16 protein-coding genes are annotated in these 22,861 nt (G+C 43.2%); 13 read left to right on the top strand and 3 right to left on the bottom strand.

Annotation, left to right across the window (positions count from 1 at the left end; all coding sequences use genetic code 11):
* Window positions 1-261 precede the first annotated feature (261 nt).
* Window positions 262-1,134 (bottom strand): translation elongation factor Ts, encoded by an 873-nt coding sequence (gene tsf, locus CXF81_RS05455; protein ID WP_101180364.1) that lies wholly within the window; start codon window positions 1,132-1,134, stop codon window positions 262-264.
* 71 nt (window positions 1,135-1,205) lie between these two features.
* Window positions 1,206-1,940, bottom strand: a complete 735-nt coding sequence (rpsB, locus tag CXF81_RS05450; RefSeq protein WP_101180363.1) for a 30S ribosomal protein S2 — start codon at window positions 1,938-1,940, stop codon at window positions 1,206-1,208.
* Between the two features lie 280 nt (window positions 1,941-2,220).
* On the opposite strand from rpsB, the gene CXF81_RS05445 reads away from it, so the two are divergent.
* The 4 genes from CXF81_RS05445 (at window position 2,221) to dapD (ending at window position 8,164) form a co-directional block, all read left to right on the top strand.
* Window positions 2,221-3,312, top strand: coding sequence for an alkene reductase (locus CXF81_RS05445; protein ID WP_101180362.1), 1,092 nt, complete (start codon window positions 2,221-2,223; stop codon window positions 3,310-3,312).
* A gap of 528 nt (window positions 3,313-3,840) precedes the next feature.
* A complete protein-coding gene (map, locus tag CXF81_RS05440) occupies window positions 3,841-4,632 on the top strand; it encodes a type I methionyl aminopeptidase (RefSeq protein WP_101180361.1) in 792 nt (263 codons plus the stop codon).
* 77 nt (window positions 4,633-4,709) lie between these two features.
* A complete protein-coding gene (gene glnD / locus CXF81_RS05435; protein WP_101180360.1) occupies window positions 4,710-7,343 on the top strand; it encodes a [protein-PII] uridylyltransferase in 2,634 nt (877 codons plus the stop codon).
* Window positions 7,340-8,164 (top strand): 2,3,4,5-tetrahydropyridine-2,6-dicarboxylate N-succinyltransferase, encoded by an 825-nt coding sequence (gene dapD / locus CXF81_RS05430; RefSeq protein ID WP_101180359.1) that lies wholly within the window; start codon window positions 7,340-7,342, stop codon window positions 8,162-8,164. Before glnD ends, dapD begins: the two co-directional genes overlap by 4 nt.
* A 139-nt stretch (window positions 8,165-8,303) precedes the next feature.
* On the opposite strand, the gene CXF81_RS05425 is transcribed toward dapD, so the two are convergent.
* Complete coding sequence (locus CXF81_RS05425; RefSeq protein WP_101180358.1) at window positions 8,304-8,753, bottom strand: flavodoxin domain-containing protein; 450 nt, start codon at window positions 8,751-8,753, stop codon at window positions 8,304-8,306.
* A gap of 365 nt (window positions 8,754-9,118) precedes the next feature.
* Between CXF81_RS05425 and CXF81_RS05420 the strand changes: the two genes are divergently transcribed.
* The 9 genes from CXF81_RS05420 (at window position 9,119) to CXF81_RS05380 (ending at window position 22,838) form a co-directional block, all read left to right on the top strand.
* On the top strand, window positions 9,119-9,748 hold the full coding sequence (locus CXF81_RS05420; RefSeq protein ID WP_101180357.1) for a sigma-70 family RNA polymerase sigma factor: 630 nt from the start codon (window positions 9,119-9,121) through the stop codon (window positions 9,746-9,748).
* Window positions 9,745-10,122 carry a DUF4880 domain-containing protein gene (locus CXF81_RS05415; protein ID WP_101180356.1) on the top strand — a complete coding sequence of 126 codons (378 nt, stop codon included), beginning with the start codon at window positions 9,745-9,747 and terminating at the stop codon, window positions 10,120-10,122. Before CXF81_RS05420 ends, CXF81_RS05415 begins: the two co-directional genes overlap by 4 nt.
* A 262-nt stretch (window positions 10,123-10,384) precedes the next feature.
* Window positions 10,385-13,384, top strand: coding sequence for a TonB-dependent receptor domain-containing protein (locus tag CXF81_RS05410; protein WP_101180355.1), 3,000 nt, complete (start codon window positions 10,385-10,387; stop codon window positions 13,382-13,384).
* Window positions 13,385-13,465: 81 nt separating this feature from the next.
* Window positions 13,466-14,947: a DASS family sodium-coupled anion symporter gene (locus tag CXF81_RS05405; protein ID WP_101180354.1), complete on the top strand. Its 1,482-nt coding sequence runs from the start codon at window positions 13,466-13,468 to the stop codon at window positions 14,945-14,947.
* Window positions 14,948-14,997: 50 nt separating this feature from the next.
* On the top strand, window positions 14,998-15,855 hold the full coding sequence (locus tag CXF81_RS05400; RefSeq protein ID WP_101180353.1) for a hypothetical protein: 858 nt from the start codon (window positions 14,998-15,000) through the stop codon (window positions 15,853-15,855).
* 316 nt (window positions 15,856-16,171) lie between these two features.
* Window positions 16,172-19,168, top strand: a complete 2,997-nt coding sequence (locus CXF81_RS05395; protein ID WP_101180352.1) for a TonB-dependent receptor domain-containing protein — start codon at window positions 16,172-16,174, stop codon at window positions 19,166-19,168.
* Between the two features lie 88 nt (window positions 19,169-19,256).
* Complete coding sequence (locus CXF81_RS05390) at window positions 19,257-20,738, top strand: DASS family sodium-coupled anion symporter (RefSeq protein WP_101180351.1); 1,482 nt, start codon at window positions 19,257-19,259, stop codon at window positions 20,736-20,738.
* Window positions 20,735-21,589, top strand: coding sequence for a hypothetical protein (locus CXF81_RS05385; protein ID WP_101180350.1), 855 nt, complete (start codon window positions 20,735-20,737; stop codon window positions 21,587-21,589). The genes CXF81_RS05390 and CXF81_RS05385 overlap by 4 nt, the downstream gene beginning before the upstream one ends.
* A gap of 7 nt (window positions 21,590-21,596) precedes the next feature.
* Window positions 21,597-22,838 (top strand): M14 family metallopeptidase, encoded by a 1,242-nt coding sequence (locus CXF81_RS05380; protein WP_101180349.1) that lies wholly within the window; start codon window positions 21,597-21,599, stop codon window positions 22,836-22,838.
* Window positions 22,839-22,861: the final 23 nt, after the last annotated feature.

The following is a 22,861-nucleotide window of genomic DNA, read 5'->3' as shown; positions in this document are numbered from 1 at the left end:
TCCTTTGCAGTGGTTTTGTCTATTTTTTTATGCTCATTTAAAGAGAGCTAAAATATGACGGTAAGCCGATAGCCATTGTATTAATCATACAGCGCTAAAATATGACTGTCAGCCCGCAGCCTTGGTGTAAGTAAAAGTCGCCGCGAGCCCATCCATGCGGTGCTTGGTAGTAAACACGTTTACCATCTATAAAAAAGCACCTCTATTGAGGTGCTTCATATTTTATCCGAGAATCGGTGATTACAAAAGCAATAGAAGCACTTATTTCTTAGCTGCTTCCAATTGTGCAGCAACTTCTGCAGCAAAATCTTCAGATTTCTTCTCTATACCCTCACCCACTTCAAAGCGAATAAAGTTTACAACATCTGCGCCTTTAGATTTCAAAAGGTCACCAACACTTTGTGCTGGATCTTTAATGAATGGCTGACCAGTTAGGCTGACTTCGCCAGTGAATTTCTTCATGCGGCCAGAAACCATTTTCTCGGCGATATCAGCTGGCTTACCAGATTGAATAGCGATGTCGATTTGAATCTCTTTCTCTTTTGCAATAACAGCTTCTGGAACATCAGAAGGCTTAACGAATTGCGGGCTAGCAGCTGCAACGTGCATAGCAATATCTTTTGCTAGCTCTTCGTCGCCACCTTCCAAAATTACGATAACACCAATACGACCGCCATGGACGTATGCACCTAATGTTGAACCTTCAACATTTATAACGCGACGTGGGCTGATGTTTTCACCAATTTTGGTAACCAATGTGTCACGCACTGTAGCGACAGTTGAACCGTCGAGCTCAGCTGCAAGTAACGTGTCTATATCATTGATGCCTTGTGCCGCAGCAACGTCAATCAATTTATTACCAAAAGCGAGGAAACCTTCGTCGCGGGCAACGAAATCAGTTTCACAGTTGACTTCCATCATAGTCGCTTTGCCACTAGAGATGTTAGTTAATATAACGCCTTCTGCTGCAATACGACCTGCTTTCTTAGCCGCTTTTGCTTGACCAGATTTGCGCATATTTTCAATTGCTAGCTCGATATCACCATCAGTTTCAACTAATGCGTTCTTACAATCTAGCATGCCAGCGCCAGTGCGCTCGCGTATTTCTTTAACCAGTGCTGCTGTCACTGCCATTTTCTTGTCCTCAAAATATGGATATTTAGAAAAGGGGGCATTAGCCCCCTTTGATAATCTACTTGTATAGCTTACTCTGCGGCTTCTACGAAATCATCTTTTTCAGAAGTTGCAACAATTATGTCTTGATTACGACCTTCGTTGATCGCATCAGCAGCAGCACTAGTGTAAAGATTAACCGCGCGGATAGCATCGTCGTTACCAGGGATAACGTAATCAACGCCATCTGGATTAGAGTTAGTATCTACTACACCCACAACTGGAATACCAAGGTTGCGAGCTTCTGTTACTGCAATGTGCTCATGGTCGGCATCGATAACAAAGATGACGTCTGGAAGACCACCCATGTTCTTGATACCACCTAAACTACCTTCTAGTTTAGTCATTTCGCGCTGAAGCATTAACACTTCTTTCTTAGTTAGTTTCTCGAACGTACCGTCAGCAGACTGTACTTCTAAATCTTTAAGACGCTTGATTGATTGACGAACTGTTTTCCAGTTAGTCAACATACCACCCAACCAACGCTTGTTTACGTAGAATTGATCACATTTTTCAGCTGCTTCTCTGACCGCTATACTTGCTGCACGCTTGGTACCAACAAATAAAATTTTACCTTTCTTGTGAGAAACACCAGAAAGATAGCTTAGCGCTTCATTGAATAAAGGAACTGTCTTTTCTAAGTTGATGATATGAACTCGGTTACGAGCGCCAAAAATGTACTGAGCCATTTTTGGATTCCAATAACGAGTTTGGTGACCGAAGTGAACGCCGGCTTGTAGCATGTCACGCATTGATACGTTTGCCATTTTATATTTTCCTATTTAGGGGTTAGGCCTCCATATACCCCTGCTCTCGATCCAAAACGTTGTAATAACAACGTGTTAGACACCCCGAGATCAGTGTCGGTATATGTGTGTTTTTAGTTAAATTGTACTGTTTAATGTTGAGAAGTTTTGCAATATTCCCAAACAGCGCGCGCTTTATACCATTTTAGACCGCTGGGATCAACAAAAAACAGGGGTTTAATACACTTGAATTCATAATTTTCATCGTCATATATGATGCCTGTTCACAATGGAAAAATATATGTCCAACATTACAATGCATTCACCAGTATCACTTTTTGGTGAAGAATTAAAAAATAGATTCGTATTGGCACCGCTGACGCGAGGGCGCGCCACTGGGTCTCGGGTCCCTAATCAAATTATGGGCGATTATTACGAACAACGGGCAACGGCTGGCCTTGTCATTGCAGAAGCCACGATTATTTCAAAGCAAGGCATAGGCTGGATAGACTCGCCAGGCATTTACACCGATGAAATGATCGCTGGCTGGAAGTCGATAGTTGAAAGAGTGCATGCAAAAAACAGTAAAATGGTCCTCCAGCTATGGCATTGCGGGCGTTCTTCACACAGTGACTTCCACGACGGTGAGTTGCCATTAAGTGCATCAGCAATAAAAATACCAAACGATCAAATTCACACTCAAAACGGTAAAAAGGACTATGAAACGCCAAAAGCAATGACCAAAGAAGACATTGCCAATACCGTTAACGATTTTAAACAAGCCGCACTCAATGCAAAAGCAGCCGGCTTTGATGGCGTTGAAGTACATGCCGCCAATGGTTATTTAATAAACCAATTTTTAGATGGCGTGAGCAACCAAAGAGAAGACGAATATGGTGGCAGCATTGAAAACAGAATGCGCTTCTTGAGAGAAGTTATCACGGCGGTGCAAGAAGTTTATCCAAGCAATGCTATTGGCGTTCGTCTATCTCCAAATGGGGTTTTCAATGCAATGGGATGCGACGACTATAACGAACTATATATAACGGCCATCAAATATTTGAATCAACAGGGAATTGGATATTTGCACGTAATGGACGGCCTAGCTTTCGGTTTCCATGAACGCGGCGAACCAATGACACTGGCCGACGTTAGGCCGTTATTCGACAATATCATTGTTGGTAACTGCGGTTACGACTATGCAGCAGCTAACGACGCTATCGCCAACAACCGAGCAGATATGATTGCATTTGGGCGTCCTTATATAACCAACCCAGACTTGCCCGAGCGCTACAAAAACGACTGGCCACTGACATCTTACGCCGACGTAACCCACTGGTATGGCGGCGCTGCAGAAGGTTACAGTGACTATACAAATTACTCCCCAAGTTAAGTAAAAACGAAAGGGGCGATGGCAACCAAAACGTTAACCAAACGTTGGCCAACGCCCCAATTTCAATCAAACCAAGCCTTCAATTTAATCCGCGTTTGTATCCGTGCCACAGACTGCACGTAAACTGCAATATAAAAAAACGTAAAAAAAATATTTGATATTCAAAGTCAACGTAGTTAAGCGGATACTAAATTGGTATACTCACCGGCGAGTGGAAGAAATGATACTTATTATAGACGTTCAGCACATTAAGCCGCACACTCGATTAGGCAGCGCACTCGATTAAGCAGCGCACTCGATTAAGCAGCACACTCGATTAAGCAGCACACTCGATTAAGCAGCACACTCGATTAAGCAGCGCACTCGATTAAGCAGCACGCTATAAAGACAAAAAATGCAAACCACAAACACAATGCAGGGCATAAAGGAACTACAATAACGCTTACGCGATGATTAATAAGTGATAATGTTAGTGCGATTAGTAAACAGTAAATCAAATTTAGCTCAATAAATTCGAAGAGGTCGACCTTGGTTGGAACAATAAAAACACCACAAGAAATAGACAAGATGCGCATTGCAGGCAAACTAGCGTCAGAAGTGCTGAACATGATTGGAGAGCATGTAATAAAAGGGGTCACCACAGATGAGCTGGATAAACGTTGCCATGATTATATCGTTAATGTGCAAGACTCAATTCCAGCACCCTTAAATTACGGTAACCCTCCCTTTCCGAAATCAGTTTGCACGTCCGTTAATCACGTTATTTGCCATGGCATTCCAAGTGACAAAAAACTAAAAGATGGCGATATTGTCAATATCGACGTGACCATTATTAAAGACGGTTATCACGGTGACACCTCAAAAATGTTTGTTGTTGGCAAGCCTTCAATTCTGGCAGAACGCTTAATTAAAGTGACTCAGGAATGTCTATATAACGCCATCAAAATTGTGAAACCCGGCATGCGTCTTGGTGACATTGGTCACGCTTGTCAGCAACATGCTGAGGCACATAATTATTCAATTGTGAGAGAATATTGTGGTCATGGTATCGGTGCTGTTTTTCATGAAGACCCACAAATTGTTCACTATGGCAAACCAGGCACTGGTGACTTAATAGAAGCAGGTATGTGCTTCACTATCGAGCCAATGGTTAATGCCGGTAAACGCTACTCCAAAATTTTGCCCGACAACTGGACAGTGGTCACCAAAGACCGCAGTTTAAGTGCACAGTGGGAACACACGTTACTGGTCACTGAAAACGGCGTTGAGATTCTAACATTACGTGATGAAGAAGATATTGATAGGATAATCAATCACTAATTAGGAGCAAACAACAGTATTGGCCGTAGCGGCAGTTCTCAATCTAATTAGGGTCCTTTTATGGCCAAGGAGTTACTTTGTCGGTTCAAGACCAAATACAACAATTGCAAAGCATCAAAGACGTTACTGACATTGCGGCGTTTAAAAGCGCAGTAAAAAGTAACTATACATGGCTCACTAACTCGTTCAACAAAGAGTTAGTGGACAACCTTGTGGTTGCCCGTAGCGACTTTACAGATGCACTTTTGTGTCATGCATGGCAGTTATTAGAGCTCAACAAGGAACCTACACTTTCACTGTGTGCCGTTGGTGGATATGGACGCGGGCAATTACAGCCGTATTCTGATATCGATTTATTAATACTAAGCGACAAAAAAATAAACCCAAGCGTTGAAGAACGCCTGGGAACGTTCATCACCTTATTATGGGATGTGAAACTAGAAATAGGTCAGTCTGTACGCACCGTTAAAGAAACAATTCAATTAGCAAAATCAGACATTACCATTGCCACCAATCTTGTTGAAGCTAGGATCCTGTGTGGCTGTGAAGATACCTTTCAGCAATTAATTGATAAAGTGAATAGTCCAAAGGTGTGGTCGAGCAAAGAATTCTTTTTAGCAAAATTAGAAGAACAGCAACGCCGTCACCACAAATTCAACGACACCTCGTACAATCTTGAGCCCAATGTAAAAGAAAACCCGGGGTGCTTGCGTGACATTCAATCGCTTGGTTGGGTTGCAAAAAAGCACTTTCAAGAATATGACGGTTTAACGTTAATTGGACATGGTTATTTCACTGAAATAGAACACGCTGAATTAATTGAATGCCGCTCCGATTTGTGGAAAATTCGTTTCGCGCTGCACCTCATTTCAGGGCGCAGCGAAAATCGGCTGTTGTTTGACTATCAAACCGACGTAGCGCAACTATTAGGTTATGGCGATGGCAAAGCAGATGTAGAGCGAATGATGAAGGCTTTTTTCAGAATTGTGCGTCGCGTATCTGAATTAAACAGTATGTTGTTACTGCGCTTCAAAGATGACGTATTAGAACAAAAAGTCAAAACGGTCATTCCTCTTAATCATAAATTTGATTTAAAAGATGGCTTAGTTTCGCCCTCACAAGCTGAAACATTTCACTCCCCTGTTGATATACTCGATTTTCTTAGTCTCATTAGTCAACATGACAATGTGCAAGGCTTAGACGCAGATTGTATTCGCCAACTGCGTAATGCTCGTCGCCGTTTTCAACATCAGTACTACCATGATCGGCAGGACTGCCGTGATCGCTTTATTGCCTTAATGAAGCAACCTGAATTTTTCAACTTAGGTTGGGACATCATGTATAAATACGGCATATTGCAATCGTATTTACCTGAGTGGGATAAGATTGTTGGCATGATGCAATTCGATTTATTCCATGCTTATACTGTTGATGAACATACACATCGCTTGGTTAAATATGTCTACAGCTATTACCACAGTGTAGATAAATTTCCGCGTTGCCATCGAATAGTCAAAAATTTCGATAAGCCTGAACTGCTTTTCATCGCTGCTATTTTTCATGATATAGCAAAAGGAAGAGGAGGAGACCACTCAACGCTAGGTGCAGTTGATGTGCGTAATTTTTGTGAGTTACATAATATCTCCGAGGCCGATACAAATACGATTGCTTGGTTAGTGGAGCATCATCTACTGATGTCAGTAGTTGCGCAGCGTCGAGATATTTATGATGCCGACGTTATTAATCAGTTTGCAACAACCGTAAAGAGTCATGAAAACCTCAATTTACTGTATGCGTTAACGCTAGCGGATATTCGCGCCACCAACGATAACTTGTGGAATGACTGGAAAGCTTCGTTACTGCGTGAACTGTATTTGTTGACCCAGCAGGCCTTCGATAATGGTTTGGAATGTCAGGTGACTCTCGAACAACGGGTGGCACAACATAAAACTGATGCAATGGCTTTGCTCGCTGAAAAAGGCATTAGCGAAGCCCAAGCAATGTTATTTTGGCAGCAAATGGGTAAAGATTACTTTATCCGCTTTAAGCCAATTCAAATTGCATGGCATACCCAAACTATTGTCACAGCAGGTACCTTAGCACCAGAGGAAATATTGGTCAGTGCAAGTAACAGCACATCTAAAGCAGGTACTGAATTACTGATTTACTGCAGTGATCGTCCTGCTTTGTTTGCACAAATAGCTTCCGTACTAGACAGCCGTAATTGCTCGATCCATGATGCACAAATTACGGTCACTGAACAAGGCAATGTGTTTGACAGCATGATTATTCTTGATCAAGATTCTCAACGCATTGACTCTGAGCTTCATATCAACAAATTAGTTGATGCTGTTCGTTCGCAATTAATGAAGCCTGGTCGTTCGCATGCGAATAAACGAAAAATGTCACGCCAAATGAAACAGTTAGATGTTAAAACAAAAGTACGTTTCTATTCTTCTACTGAATACACCACATTAGTTGAGCTAGAGGCTTTAGATGCCCCAGGGCTTTTAGCCAAAATAGGCCACTTATTTGTGGACCTCAATTTGACATTAAAGCTAGCTAAAATTTCAACCATTGGTGAGCGTGCAGAAGACGTGTTTATTGTCTCCAACGAAGAAGGCAAAGCATTAACGCAAGACCAAGAAATCACCCTAAAAAGACAAATTACGTTAAAACTAGACCAACCAGAAGCGAACCTAGCAATATGAACAATTTACAAACCATTATAGAAAATGCATTTGACACTCGTGATACTTTCACGGCGCAAACAGCCAGCGCTGAAATTAGAACAGCAGTGACTGATGCAGTAGAGTTACTGAACTCTGGTAAGGCGAGAGTTGCTGAAAAAATAAACGGTGAATGGCAAGTCAATGAATGGCTAAAGAAAGCGGTCTTACTTTATTTCAAACTGCACGATAACAAACTTGTTGAAGGTGCTGAAACTAATTATTACGACAAAGTACCGCTGAAATTCACGGACTATACGGCTGCACGTTTTGCCGAGGAAGGCATGCGTGTTGTGCCACCAGCAGCAGTGCGCACAGGTTCATTTATTGGCCGCAATGTGGTTGTTATGCCCTCTTATGTGAATATTGGCGCATTCGTAGATGAAGGCACTATGGTCGACACATGGGTGACTGTTGGTTCGTGTGCACAAATTGGTAAAAACGTGCATCTTTCTGGTGGTGTGGGCATCGGTGGTGTTTTAGAACCATTGCAAGCTAACCCAACAATCATTGAAGACAATTGTTTTATTGGTGCACGCTCTGAAATCGTCGAAGGTGTCATTGTTGAAGAAGGCTGTGTTATTTCAATGGGTGTTTATATCAGCCAAAGCACCAGAATATACGATCGCGAAACTGGTGCAGTGACTTATGGTCGGGTTCCTGCTGGCTCGGTCGTTGTCTCGGGTAGCTTGCCGAGCCCATGCGGAACGCATAGCTTATATGCTGCCATTATCGTGAAGAAAGTAGATGCGAAAACGAAAGCCAAGGTTGGCATTAATGAGATCCTACGTGGCGCTGAATAGATAAAAAACACGAGCAAAAAAATGAGCCTAACAACGCTGTTATTAGGCTCATTTTTTACTTTGTGGGTTTTAAAAAGCAGTGTATTACGTCATTACAACGCTTTTTTTACCTAATGCAGACGCGTAGATATCCTATCGTTCACGCGGTTAACGCGTCAACAAGCCCTTCTAACCATGGCAGAACATCTTCTTCAGCCGCAAGTGTTTCAATCGCATCCACTTCTAACATGTCTGCCACTGGCTTACCTTGCAGTTCCAGTAGTAACTCTTGAAACTGACGGCCACCACCGCAAAAGCTTTCGCCATAACTACTGTCGCCTAATGCTGCAACCGCAAACGGTTTGCCGTTCATTAACGGAAATTCGTCGCGTAAATCACTGTGAAACAACTCTAAATTTGGAGGAACATCACCTTGGCCAGTAGTAGAACTTATCACTACAACCGACTCCGCTGCGCTGAAATCGGATGTTTCGGGATCTGTAAACACGTCACATTTAATCCCTTTGCTTTCAAACATCGTTTTTGCTTCTTCTGCCACATGTTGGGCATTACCATATACAGAACCTGCGAAAATACTCACGCTGCGCATACTACGTTGTCTCCTATTAACTGATGAATTCTTTCTAATACTGTACATAAAAATGTAAATCATTAAAGCTTACAAATATTATACACTGAACCTGCACTAATAGACTACTGACCACCTTAAAAAAGCGCTTATCGATGGTAAAGCCCTTGTGCAATCGATACTTGCTGACTGAGGAATACAATTATGGCTTCCTTGGAGAAATGCTGATCATGTTGCAACAGAGCAGCCTAAAGCAATCCGAAACAGGCGATTATGCCGTTACCAACCAGCCTAAAATGTAAAATATTTGTAAAAAAATAAAATCAGTGTTATTTGTAGCGACCGGAAGAGAAATTTTTCTTGCTTATTGCAAGAGGTAAATCAAATTGAGTGACTGCGAAACTAAAAATAGTAATGAATTGCTGGATGACGCTTTATCGATGTTCATGCATGGGTCTAAAGCAAGTTTACTCAGTTTTTTAAACAAACTCGTGACCAGCAGCGTAGCTGAAGAAATAGCCCAAGAAGCTTATTTAAAACTTTATCTATTAGTAAAAAACAAACCAAGTCACCACAATTATTTAGAGTTATTGCAAGGGCTACGTCCGATGTTAACTCTCATCGCAAAAAACTTAGCATTGAGTGCTATTCGCCATAAGAAAGTGGAAGACCGATACGCAGAATCGCAACAAACACTGCATAGCCAAGTCACTGCTGCAGAGTGTCAAGGTGAACGGAACGCAGAGGAGCAAGCAATTACTGACAGCGAAAACTTGCGCTTAATTATAGTCATAAATCGTCTGCCGCCGATTTGTAGGCAAGTGTTCATTCAACGAAAATTATACGGAAAATCACATCAACAAATTGCTAATATACTAAATATTTCTACGAAAACAGTGGAAAACCACCTCACCAAAGGGTTAATATTGTGTCGAAAGTATATGGTTGAGCAATTGCCAAGCAAACAGGATGAGCATGCAATGTCACCTAGACGAATGAGTAAGGCCGCGTTTTGAATATAGAAGAGTGGTCAGGCTATGAGGTATCTAATGAAGTCCTAGAACAAGCGGCTTCGTGGATTGCTGTGCTTGATAATAACCAGGGCTCTGGGGCAACTGAGGACATGCATACTGTCTTTTTTGATTGGCTGCAGAAGGATCCTTCTCATCAACAAGCCTATTTTGAATTGTCTGAAATTTGGGCTCGCACTGCCTGCACGAAATCTATGCACGACATGATTGATAAATCGGTGGTGTTGCCTTTCCCTACTCAAACAAACAATCCGTCTCAAGGTTTATTAGCCGAGGGTAGTTCATCTTGGGCTTATACATTAACCATCGGACTTATTTTTTGCGGTCTATTCATTCCTGCAATACAAGCCCTTTTCTAAACCCCAATTATTTATTTACATTGTAAACACTTGTCTGAATTCTAATCACTTGTCACAATTGTAAACCCTGATCCGAATTGCAATCACTTTTCTGAGTTATCAGCACTTATCTGAATTCCATTCACTTGCTAAATTCCATTCACTTTTCTACATTCTCATTCCTTTTATACATTTTATTTATTTTTATATTGGCCAGTAGGGGGTTTATAAATCTAAGGCGTTATTAAATTGATAATCAGAATATATAATAACGGGAACACCCATGAAAAAACCTTCTCAGCACAACAAACTAGGCACTTTTACACCTAAATTACTGTCTTTAACCATTGCTTCATTGCTGTCTATTTCCGCCTTTGCACAAGAAGCAGAAGTAAAAAAAGACGATAAAGATATAGAAAAAATACAAGTTATTGGTTCAAACATACGTGGCGGGCAAGTTGCCGAAGCACTTGCTGTATCGGTAATCGACGCAGAGGCTATTGGTGAACTCGGCATTGATTCGTTGGATGATTTATTACAACTCATCCCTGAGAACGGTCAAAACTTCTTTAATGAAGCCCAAAATATCGGTGGTGGCGTGAATGCTGCTCGCGGTGATATTGGTACTTACAACCTAAGAAATTTGGGCACAGGTAACACATTAGTATTGCTTAATGGCCGCAGAATGGTCAACTCAGCATCTTATCAAACCGAAGAAGTTGGCGGCAGTTTTGTGCCTGTCAACTCAGTTAATATTAACACCATACCGATCATAGGCTTAAGTCGAGTAGAAGTTTTACGTGACGGTGCATCCGCAATATACGGTGCTGATGCCGTCGCGGGTGTCGTAAACCATGTTGTAAAATCAAATTTTGTTGGCCTGACATTATCAGGACGCTGGGCACAATACGACGAAATACCGCGCGAAGAACAAACCCTATCACTTGAATGGGGTAAAGATTTTAATGATGGCCGCACTAACCTAAGCACCTTTTTTAACTACTATGCGCGTGATAGAGTCAATTCCCAAGATGACCCACGCTGGGCTAATTCAGACTTCAGTGACCGCGTACCTGAAGACTCACTTTGGTTTGGCGATACCGCATTTAGAAACGACACAGCAAACTCCTTATTTGGCCAATTTGACGTGGTCAGTAGTGCGACTACTTCAGGTCTCAGAGACATTTTCACGGATAGCTCAGGCGAGTTTGAAACCTTCCCAATTGGTGATGAACGTTGCCAATACAACCTAAATGCAACAACTTGCGGTGGTATCGATGGGCAAGGTACGTTTAGACTTAATTTAAATGCAGATCGTGATTTAAGTTCGGAGTTAGCACGCGCTAGCGTATTTGTCTTTGTTAACCATGAATTCGAAAATGGCACTGAAAGCTTCACCGAACTATCCTACTACCAATCAGAAACAAATTTACGACGCCATGCTACGTCATCATTCTCCACATCGGCATTGCGTGTGGGTGCGCAAAACTATTACAACCCATTCGGTCCTTGTGGCTCCCCTAACAGACTAGATGCTGCGCTAATCCCAAATGTTCCATGCGGTGGATTGGAACTCATTATCGATAACTACAGGTTTGCCGAACAGCCCCGCATTGTCAATAACGACGGCGACACGTATCGCTTCCTACAAGGCTTCAGAGGCTCATTTGGCGAATGGGATTGGGAAGCCGCATTATTGCATTCAAAAGCAACCACCGATGACATTACGTCAAATCGTGTGTCTAACCTTTTAATCACAGAGGCATTATTTGACCCCACTGCGGCTGCATATAATCCATTTAGTGGTGGTGTGGACTCCAATATTGAACGTGCTTTGGTCGACGTTTTTCGTAAAAGTGAAACTGAGTTAACAATGATTGATGCGAAATTCGCAAATGCTGACATTTATGAATTACCCGCAGGGCCCTTGGGTTTTGTGGTTGGTTTCGAATATCGTGAAGAATCCTTTGAAGATGATCGCGATGACCGTTTGGATGGCACCATCGCATTTACCGATTTTGAAGGTGATACCTACCCGTTTGTTTCAGACGTTGTGAATTCAAGCCCTACGCCAGATAGTCGCGGCGAAAGAGAGGTAGTCTCAGTATTTGCTGAACTACAAATTCCGATTTTTGAAAACTTTGATATGCAGGCTGCAATTCGCTACGAAGACTTTTCTGATGTTGGTGACACCACGGTTGGAAAAGTGGCCTTTGGCTATCGCCCTATCAACTCTTTGCTTTTAAGAGGTTCATGGTCCGAAGCCTACAGAGTACCTAACCTAGTCACCATTAATGAAAGTATTGTGGCACGTAACAACACGCGCACCGATTATGCGTGCTTATACGCGGCAGAAAATGGCGGTGATATTGACCAAACGACGCTAGATTGTCGAAATTCAATACAGCGTATTGCACAAGGTAGTAAAACGCTTAATCCTGAAGAATCCATCAATACATCGTTGGGTTTTGTTTTTACGCCGAATGAAGACATTACCGTTACCTTTGATTACTGGTCAATCAAAAAGGAAAATACGATTGGCTTATTTGGTGAAGAAAACCACACACTGTTAGACCTATTCCTTAGGCTTGAAAACGGCAACGCCAATTGTGCTTCAACACAATTTAACCCAGTAATATCGCGAGATGATGCTGGCGCAGGCGAAGCGGCTATATACCAAGCGGCCGGCATATGTCCCGCAGGTGATATTCGCTTTATTGACGACCAATATGCCAACCTAGATGAGCGTAATTTAGCCGGCTACGACATTGGTCTTTATTATGATGTAGACACTAACGTGGGTAAGTTCAAGTTCAGCTACAATGGCTCTTTTATTGAAGAGTTTGAACAGAAAGCCGGTGGCGATGCCGCTATTCTTGTGCAAGCTCAAGAAGCCGGTCAAATTCCACTCAGCTACCCTGTTGCTGGCTTTGCAGACTTAATTGGTCAAGACGGCAACCAAGAAAAGCGCCATTCGGCCAGAGTGTCATGGAGAAAAAATGCTTTTGGTGCTTCGTTAAGTGGTAATAAAATTGGTAGTTTCTATCAAAGTTCATTAACTCTAGAAGACGGCACTCGTTATGTCATACCATCGATGACAACCTATAACGCGACGTTTGATTACCGCTTCGATATGAATAACGTTGATACTCGTATTCGTCTTGGTATTCGTAACCTAAGCAATGAACGAGCGCCATTGTCGGACAACTATTTCGGCTTCTTTGCCGATGCGCATCGCGATTTTGGTCGCAGCTATTACTTAGATTTCCAATCTAAATTTTAGCATCATTATAGGCAGGCACTCTTTATATAGAGGCCTGCCCACATCCTCTTTATTCTCGCATTTGACACAAAAGGTAATCGAATGAGCACTAGCTTGCCTGAAACCACCGATCTACATCGCGGACGGTATCAAGACATTGGTCTACTATTAGGCCCCCTAATTTTCGTCATCATGATGTTGCTTGGTAATTCGCAAACAGCCATGGAACCGTCGGCATGGCGCGTTGCCGCCGTTGGGATTTGGATGGCTGTATGGTGGGCAACAGAGGCCGTACCGGTGCCTGTCACTGCATTTTTACCCATTGTTACCTTTCCTTTTTTAGGCATAAGCAGTTTAGCGGAAGCAACCTCGGCTTATGCAAATCCGATCATTTATTTATTTTTAGGGGCATTTATACTTGCATTAGCCGTTGAGCGTTGGAATTTACACAAACGTATTGCCCTTGCCATTCTCAGTTACACCGGCACCGATGGACGTCGTCTAATTGGCGGTTTTATGATTGTTGCCGCCCTATTGTCGATGTGGATGACAAACACCTCCACTACCATGATGCTGATGCCAATAGCGCTATCAGTTGCCAAAGTGATTGCCGATAACAATACACATTTGGATCCTAAACAAACCAAATCGTTTCAAACAGCCATGCTCTTAGGACTCGCTTACGCTGCAACTATTGGTGGCCTTGCAACGCTTGTCGGTACGCCACCAAATGCCCTTTTAGCGGCCTTTTTAAGTGACAACTATAATATTAAAATTACCTTCGCCAGTTGGATGCTAGTCGGTGTTCCAGTCATGCTTTGCATGCTGCCCCTTGCTTGGTATTCGCTTACTCGTTGGAGTTTCAACATTGATATTCCAGCAAACCCTGCGGTTAATCAACATCTGGCCAAATTACGCAATGAATTAGGTGCCATGACTCATGCCGAAAAACGTGTTGCCGTGCTATTTTCACTGGTGGTGTTATTTTGGATTGCTCGTCGCCCTATTTCCACGCTGCTAGGTATCGACTTCCTGACCGATACCGGTATTGTAATGAGCGCAGCTTTACTCTTATTTTTACTCCCTAGTGGCGATACCACACAACCACAACTGATGATTTGGCACGATGTTAATCGCTTACCGTGGGGCGTGCTGATCTTGTTTGGCGGCGGCTTAAGTTTAGCAGCAGCAGTTTCGTCTTCAGGACTGGCAGCATGGCTTGGTGGTAACTTAACGTATTTGGACACCTTCGGTATTTTTGCTTTGATTATTGCAGCCACCGGCTTGGTCATTTTCCTTACCGAATTGACTAGCAATGTCGCCACCGCCGCTACATTTTTGCCCGTCGTTGCAGCCGTTGCTATAGAACTGGGTGTGTCACCATTATTGTTGTGTGTGCCGATCACTCTAGCCGCAAGTTGTGCTTTTATGTTGCCCGTTGCGACGCCACCTAATGCCATCGTATTTGCTTCCGGGGTCGTCAGTATACCGCAGATGGTGCGTGCTGGTGTTATACTCAATATTGTGGGAATGCTGCTGTTAAGTGTCGTTGCGGTTTGGTTAGCGCCACTGGTTTTTTCATGACATGTTCTCGTGAAAGAAAAATGGAATACGACATTAAGAGGTTTCGATTTATGAAAAACACTGTAGTGAACTTTTTTGCATTAGCGGTGCTGTGCACGTTGTCATTAAATGGGCTGGCACAAAACCAGAAGACCACGCTAATTCAACCCAATGTTGTGCCTGCTGACGAGGTCAAAAAAGCCCTATTCATCGGTAATAGTTTTAGCTTTTATAACAATGGCGTACACAACCACCTTGGCAGCTTAATTAGAGCAAACGATGAATGGCAAGTAGGTGAAAATCGACTCCGTTTGTCTACATTGTCCGGCGGATATATGCATGAACACATAGATGACTTACGTTACTTACTAAGTAAACCAAAAGGCACTTGGGAAGCGATAATTTTGCAAGGACACAGCTATGAGCCAATTGATCCAAAAACCCGTGAGAGATTTGCAACATCGGTAAAACAAGCGGTCAGCCTAATTAAAGCCGAGCAACTACAACCTATCTTGCTGATGACTTGGGGTTACAAAGGGCAACCTGACATGGGCATTGACCTTGCCAATGCCTACACGTCGTTGGCCAACGAACTCGATGTATTAGTCGTTCCTGTGGGTGTCGCTTTTTGGGTTGCGGAACAACAGATCCCTCAAATTGACCTATTTGTGCCCGATGTATTGGGGCTGAAAAACAAAACCAGCGATAAGGCGGAACTCACCTATCGAAAAGATCTGAAACACCCAAGTAACGCAGGTACGTATTTAATGGCTTGTGTTCTATATTCAGCCTTGTACCAAAAATCCCCGGAAGGCAATATTTTCAACGCGGGGCTCGATCCAGCCATTGCCTTAAAACTGCAAAAATTGAGCTGGTTGGTGACCTCTGGATTTTATAAGCAGAATAAGGAAACAATACCAAAGCAATAGAAACAACCTTATTTTCATGACATTTCAGCTCGATATGCTTTCTATTCTATAAGCTTGGATCTTATTTCCTAAGAGTCAATGCCGATCAAGACCCCGTCTCTACGTTTATTGGCTGAAAGCGAATTTTGCACAGCCACCTGCTCCCTCATGTTACCCATATAGAGTAATCATTACGCTTCGTTTGCGCGCTCTAATCGCACCAGATGTAAAATTAATTTGCTCCAATTTATATTTTTTTATTTTCTTCAATAGGGGTTTTTCACCGTAAGCGCGTTAATAAAATGTTACGCACACAATAATAACAACGGGAATACCCATGAAGAAATATACTCCACACAACAAACTAGCCACTTTTACACCCAAATTGCTGTCGTTAACCATTGCGTCAGTATTGTCGATTTCCGCTTTTGCACAACAAGCCGAAATCGAAAATGATGATGAGATAGAAAAAATACAAGTTATTGGTTCAAATATACGCGGTGGACAGGTAGCTGAAGCCTTAGCCGTTTCCGTCATTGACTCGGAAATGATTGGCGAATTAGGCATCGATTCATTGGATGATTTACTACAACTCATCCCTGAGAATGGACAAAACTTCTTTAATGAAGCTGAAAATATTGGCGGCGGTGTGAATTCTGCTCGCGGTGATATTGGTACCTACAATCTCAGAAATTTAGGCACCGGTAACACATTAGTTTTACTAAATGGTCGCAGAATGGTTAATTCAGCGTCCTATCAAACTGAAGAAGTTGGCGGCAGTTTCGTGCCAGTCAACTCAGTTAACGTTAACACCATCCCTATCGCAGGCTTAAGTCGCGTAGAGGTACTCCGAGACGGCGCATCAGCTATTTACGGCGCCGACGCGGTAGCTGGGGTGGTAAACCATGTTGTAAAGTCAAACTTTGTCGGACTGACCGTATCTGGTCGTTGGTCAGAATACGACGAAATACCGCGTGATACACAAACGCTCACGGTTGAATGGGGTAAAGACTTCAATAATGGCCGCACCAACGTAAGTACATTTTTTAACTATTTCTCGCGTGACAGAGTCAATTCACAAGACGATCCAAGGTGGTCTAATTCAGACTTTAGGGATCGCGTGCCTGAAGACTCACCTTGGTTTGGTGACACCGCGTTTAGAAACAATTCAGCCAATTCATTATTCGGGCAATTTGATTTAGTCAGCAGCGCCTCTGGTGCTGGCGTCAGAGACATATTTACGGATAGCTCAGGTGAGTTTGAAACCTTCCCTATTGGTGACGAACGTTGCCAATACACGCTAAATGTAACCACCTGTGGTGGTATTGATGGCCAGGGTACCAATAGACTGAATTTAAATGCGGATCGTGATTTAAGTTCAGAACTACAACGCGCAAGTATGTTTTTGTTTGTGAATCATGAATTTGAAAATGGCATGGAAAGCTTTACAGAAGTGTCCTTCTACCAGTCAAAAACAAATTTACGCCGTCATGCAACCGCTTCGTTTAGTACCTCAAAACTGCGCGTTGGTGCTGAAAACTATTACAACCCATTCGGTCCTTGTGGCTCACCAAACAGACTAGATAACGCATTGATCCCAGACGTACCATGCAGTGGTTTAGAACTGACTATTGATAATTATCGTTTTGCTGAGTTACCACGGATCGTTAACAATGACGGTGATACCTATCGTTTCCTACAAGGCTTAAGAGGCTCATTTGGTGAATGGGATTGGGAAGCAGCATTTTTGCATTCAAAAGCCACCAAAGAAGATATTACCAAAAATCGGGTATCTAACATTTTAATGTCAGAGGCTTTATTTGACCCCACGCCTGCCGCGTATAATCCGTTTAGTGGTGGTTTAGATTCAAATATTGAGCGCGCGTTGATTGATGTTGTGCGCAAAAATGAAACTGAACTGACGATGCTTGATGCAAAGTTCGCAAACGCTGACCTTTATGAACTCCCGGCTGGTCCTCTCGGCTTTGTGATTGGTTTCGAATATCGTGAAGAATCTTTCATCGATGATCGTGATGACAGGCTGGATGGCACCATCGCATTTACCGACTACGAAGGTGATACCTACCCCTTTGTTTCTGACGTTGTTAACTCAAGCCCTACGCCAGACAATAGCGGCGAAAGAGAGGTTGTATCGGTGTTTGCTGAATTGCAAATTCCACTGTTTGAAAATTTTGATATGCAGGCAGCAATACGCTACGAAGACTTTTCTGATGTTGGTAGCACAACCGTTGGCAAGCTCGCCTTTGGTTATCGCCCTATCGAGTCTTTACTGTTGCGAGGTTCATGGTCTGAAGCCTTCAGAGCACCTAACTTAGTCACCATTAACGAAAGTATTGTGGCTCGAAACAACACGCGCACCGACTATGCATGCTTGTACGCGGCAGAAAACGGTGGCGACATTGAGCAAGAGACACTGGATTGTCGAAATTCAATACAACGTATTGCGCAAGGTAGCGATGTTCTTGACCCTGAAGAGTCGATTAACACCTCCTTAGGCTTTGTTTTTACACCAAATCAAGACTTCACCTTAACGTTTGATTACTGGTCAATAGAAAAAGAAAATACCATTGGATTATTTGGCGAAGAAAACCACACACTGTTAGACCTATTCTTTAGACTTGGAAATGGCAATAGTAATTGCGACTCAAGCCAATTTAACTCGGCAGTGACACGCACCGACGCAAGTAGTGATGAAGCGGCAATATATACAGCAGCAGGAATATGCCCTGCCGGTGACATTCGCTTTATTGACGATCAATATGCGAACTTAGATAACCGTAACCTAGCGGGATACGATATTGGTGTTTATTATGATATCGACACTACCGTGGGTAAATTCAAGCTCAGCTATAACGGCTCTTTCATTGAAGAGTTTGAACAGGAGGCTGGCGGTAATGCTGCCATTCTAGTGCAGGCGCAAGAGAGCGGTTTAATACCGGCTAGCTATCCTGTTGCTGGTTTTGCTGACTTGATTGGCCAAGACGGCAATCAGGAACAACGTCATTCTGCTAGAGTATCTTGGAGAAAAGATGCGTTTGGCGCTTCACTGAGTGGCAATAGAATTGGTAGTTTCTATCAGAGTTCATTAACACTTGAAGATGGCACTCGGTATATCATACCGTCTATGACAACCTTTAATGCGACGGTTGATTATCGCTTTGATGTTAACGATGTGGACACCAGAGTTCGCTTTGGCATTCGTAATTTAAGCAACGAACGGGCACCATTAGCTGACCGCTACTTTGGTTTCTTTTCTGATGCACATCGTGATTTCGGTCGCAGCTATTACTTAGATGTCAGAGCTAAGTTCTAGCACTACTGTCTGCCGGCAGGCGCTCTTTAGTTAGACGCCTGCCCTCTTCTTTAGTATTTTTCTATTCGACTCAAAAAAAGGTGAAGGAATGAGCACAAGCTTGCCTGAAACTACTGATTTACATCGCGCGCGTTATCAAGACATTGGTCTATTGTTGGGCCCCCTAATTTTTGTCATCATGATGTTGTTTGACAACTCACAAACCACTATGGAGCCCGCTGCTTGGCGTGTCGCCGCTATTGGCATGTGGATGGCAATATGGTGGGCAACAGAAGCTGTGCCGGTGCCTGTAACCGCATTTTTACCCATTGTCACCTTTCCTTTTTTAGGAATTAGCAGCTTAGCAGAAGCAACCTCTGCCTATGCAAACCCAATTATCTATCTATTTTTAGGCGCCTTTATATTAGCCCTCGCGGTGGAAAGATGGGATTTGCACAAAAGGATTGCACTGGCTATTCTCAGTTATACCGGCACCGATGGACGTCGTTTGATTGGCGGTTTTATGGTTGTGGCCGCACTACTGTCGATGTGGATGACAAACACCTCCACCACGATGATGCTGATGCCAATAGCACTATCAGTTGCCAAAGTGATTGCCGATAACAACACACATCTGGACCCGAAAAAAACCAAATCTTTTCAAGCAGCCATGCTATTAGGACTTGCTTATGCAGCAACCATAGGCGGCCTTGCCACACTTGTTGGTACGCCACCGAATGCCCTTTTAGCTGCTTTTCTAAGTGACAACTATGATATTAAAATTACCTTTGCCAGTTGGATGCTAGTCGGTGTTCCGGTGACGTTGTGCATGCTTCCACTCGCTTGGTATTCACTTACGCGCTGGAGTTTCAACATTGATATTCCGGCAAACCCAGCAGTTAATCAACATCTGGCCAAGTTACGCAATGAATTAGGTGCCATGACGCGCGCAGAAAAGCGTGTTGCGGTCGTATTCTCGCTTGTGGTGCTATTTTGGATTGCCCGCCGTCCTATTTCTGCGTTGTTAGGCATCGATTTCCTAACCGACACAGGGATTGTTATGACAGCAGCCATGCTGCTGTTCTTGCTTCCAAGTGGCGATAGAGCACAACCTCAAATTATGATTTGGCACGATGTTAATCGTTTGCCTTGGGGCGTCCTCATCTTATTTGGTGGCGGGTTAAGTTTAGCCGCAGCAGTATCATCAACTGGCCTTGCTACCTGGCTTGGCAGTAATCTGACCTACCTTGATACATTTGGTATTTTCGCCTTGGTTATTGCCGCATCTGGTTTAGTGATATTTTTAACCGAACTGACGAGTAACGTAGCCACAGCGGCTACATTTTTACCTGTTGTTGCTGCGGTAGCCTTGGAACTGGGCGTGTCACCACTGCTATTGTGTGTCCCCATCACCTTAGCAGCCAGTTGCGCATTTATGCTGCCGGTGGCAACGCCGCCTAATGCCATTGTATTTGCCTCAGGTGTGCTTAGCATTCCGCAAATGATAAGAGCAGGCTTAATTTTAAATATTATTGGTATGGTATTACTCAGCATAGTCGCAGTTTGGTTAGCGCCCTGGGTTTTCTCATGAGTACTCACTTAGGTGCGTCACGCTTAACTTTATGTCTTATTATTACCTTATGCAGCATGCTTGTGCTTGGCTCAGCACAGGCGAAAAAACCGAGTTTAATTCAACCGACCGTGATACCCACAAGTAAGGTAAATAAGGCATTGTTTGTTGGTAATAGCTTTAGCTTTTATAATAATGGCGTACACAATCAACTTGGCAGTCTGCTTCGAGCCAGCGGCGAGTGGAAAGTGGGTAACAATAGACTGCGATTATCTACTCTGTCTGGTGGGCATATTTATGAACATCTGGACAGTTTAGATTTCTTACTAGCAAAGCCGCAAGGAACTTGGCAAGCCGTTATTTTGCAAGGTCATAGCAATGAGCCAATTAATCCTAAAAAACAGCGACGCTTTACGAATACGATAAAACAAGCTGTAAAACGTATCCAATACAAAAACCTGCAACCCATACTGCTGATGACCTGGGGCTACAAAGGGAACGCCGATATGGGCATTGCGCTTGCAAATGCTTATACGTCTTTGGCGAATGAGCTCGATGTATTGGTCGTTCCAGTAGGTGTCGCTTTTTGGGTTGCTGAACAGCAGCTTCCCCAGATTGACCTATTTGTGCCCGATGTATTGGGGCTGAAAAACAAAACCAGCGATAAGCCTCAACTCACCTATCGAAAAGATCGGAAACATCCAAGTAACGCAGGTACGTATTTAATGGCTTGTGTTCTATACTCCACCTTGTATCAACAAACCCCAGAAGGGAATATTTTCACCGCTGGCCTTGATCCAGCCATTGCCTTAAAATTACAAAAATTGAGCTGGTTAGTGACATCCGGTTTTTATAAACAGAATAAGGAATAGGGTAACAATGGTAATAGTAACTTCATCAGCAACGTTTATTCATTTTGTCAGAAAATGCCGAGCGCCAAAATCAGTCGCTGCGGCAATTGCGCTAGCTGCACTTTCACTCTGTTTTAGTACCTCAACACGCGCTTGCGAATTCAAAAATGTGCACTTTAAAACCGACTTTGAAGCAGGCAAAATAGACCAATGTAAACAACTCTCTGAAAACCAATTTGAGTTGCTAAGCGAACCAGAAAATCGCCCTATTAACCCAAGCCCGTGGTATGCATTTAAAGTGGTCAACAAGAGCACTGAAAATCAGCAACTTAGTATTGTGATTAAAGGTGAAAAAGCAAAACCGCGATATCTACCTAAAATGAGCGTTGACGGTAAGCAATGGCAGGCGCTTCCATTTGACATAATAGACAACGCAATTCATATCAACATACAACTGCAACAACAAGACTTTTATATTGCAGGCCAAGAAGTCATTGATAATGCATTTTATGCTGAGTGGAGCCAAACGCTCGCGAAACAATCTGGTTTTAAGTTGCAGGCACTGGGTATGTCGACCGAAGGCCGGGGTATTGATGCACTTGTTCATTCTACACCTGAAAACAAAGAATGGCTTTTGATCGTTGGCCGTCAGCACCCACCTGAAATCACCGGCGCCTTGGCACTGCTCTCTTTTGCACAAGAATTGGCGACTCAACAGCAGCTTAATGCTGAATTTTTAAGCCGTTTTAATGTGATGATTATTCCTAATCTTAATCCGGATGGTGTGGCTAACGGAAACTGGCGTCACAACGCCAAAGGCACCGACCTAAATAGAGATTGGGGAAAGTTTACCCAGGTTGAAACTCAACAGGTACAAGCTTGGTTAAGTAAAACACTGGTTGAACAACAAAGGCTTGTGTTCGCATTAGATTTTCATTCAACCCAACAAGATATCTTTTACACCATGCCAAGTGACTATGCTGTTGCACCCGCCACTTTTTCCGAGGACTGGTTGAAGCAACTAAAAGACGCAACCGTGTCTTCATTTACCGTTCGCCCTTCACCCGGTTCTAGCCCCGGCAGAGGGGTATTTAAGCAATTCCTTGCAGATGAGTACAACATACATTCAATTACGTATGAAATGGGCGACAATACAAACCGCGAACTGATTAAGCATGTTGCTCAAACGGCAGCGCAAACCTTAATGAGAAAAATGCTATCTGTCGAGCCTGAGCAATTTATTTACAAACCGTCTCCTAGTGATCAGTAGGTGACCAAGCAATAAGGTAGAGT

The sequence above is a fragment of the Glaciecola sp. 33A genome (genome assembly GCF_002836745.1).
Lineage (GTDB): Bacteria > Pseudomonadota > Gammaproteobacteria > Enterobacterales > Alteromonadaceae > Glaciecola.
The sequence above is the reverse complement of the archived record's forward strand: the minus strand, read 5'-3'. Positions and strand labels throughout refer to the sequence as shown.

Excerpts from the sequence above, each read along its gene's own strand:
- tsf (WP_101180364.1), bottom strand. The coding sequence starts at position 1,134 with ATGGCAGTGACAGCAGCACTGGTTAAAGAAATACGCGAGCGCACTGGC.
- CXF81_RS05445 (WP_101180362.1), top strand. The coding sequence starts at position 2,221 with ATGTCCAACATTACAATGCATTCACCAGTATCACTTTTTGGTGAAGAA.
- CXF81_RS05380 (WP_101180349.1), top strand. The coding sequence starts at position 21,597 with ATGGTAATAGTAACTTCATCAGCAACGTTTATTCATTTTGTCAGAAAA.
- CXF81_RS05410 (WP_101180355.1), top strand. The coding sequence starts at position 10,385 with ATGAAAAAACCTTCTCAGCACAACAAACTAGGCACTTTTACACCTAAA.
- rpsB (WP_101180363.1), bottom strand. The coding sequence starts at position 1,940 with ATGGCAAACGTATCAATGCGTGACATGCTACAAGCCGGCGTTCACTTC.
- CXF81_RS05425 (WP_101180358.1), bottom strand. The coding sequence starts at position 8,753 with ATGCGCAGCGTGAGTATTTTCGCAGGTTCTGTATATGGTAATGCCCAA.
- dapD (WP_101180359.1), top strand. The coding sequence starts at position 7,340 with ATGAACAATTTACAAACCATTATAGAAAATGCATTTGACACTCGTGAT.
- CXF81_RS05390 (WP_101180351.1), top strand. The coding sequence starts at position 19,257 with ATGAGCACAAGCTTGCCTGAAACTACTGATTTACATCGCGCGCGTTAT.
- CXF81_RS05385 (WP_101180350.1), top strand. The coding sequence starts at position 20,735 with ATGAGTACTCACTTAGGTGCGTCACGCTTAACTTTATGTCTTATTATT.
- CXF81_RS05405 (WP_101180354.1), top strand. The coding sequence starts at position 13,466 with ATGAGCACTAGCTTGCCTGAAACCACCGATCTACATCGCGGACGGTAT.
- CXF81_RS05395 (WP_101180352.1), top strand. The coding sequence starts at position 16,172 with ATGAAGAAATATACTCCACACAACAAACTAGCCACTTTTACACCCAAA.
- CXF81_RS05400 (WP_101180353.1), top strand. The coding sequence starts at position 14,998 with ATGAAAAACACTGTAGTGAACTTTTTTGCATTAGCGGTGCTGTGCACG.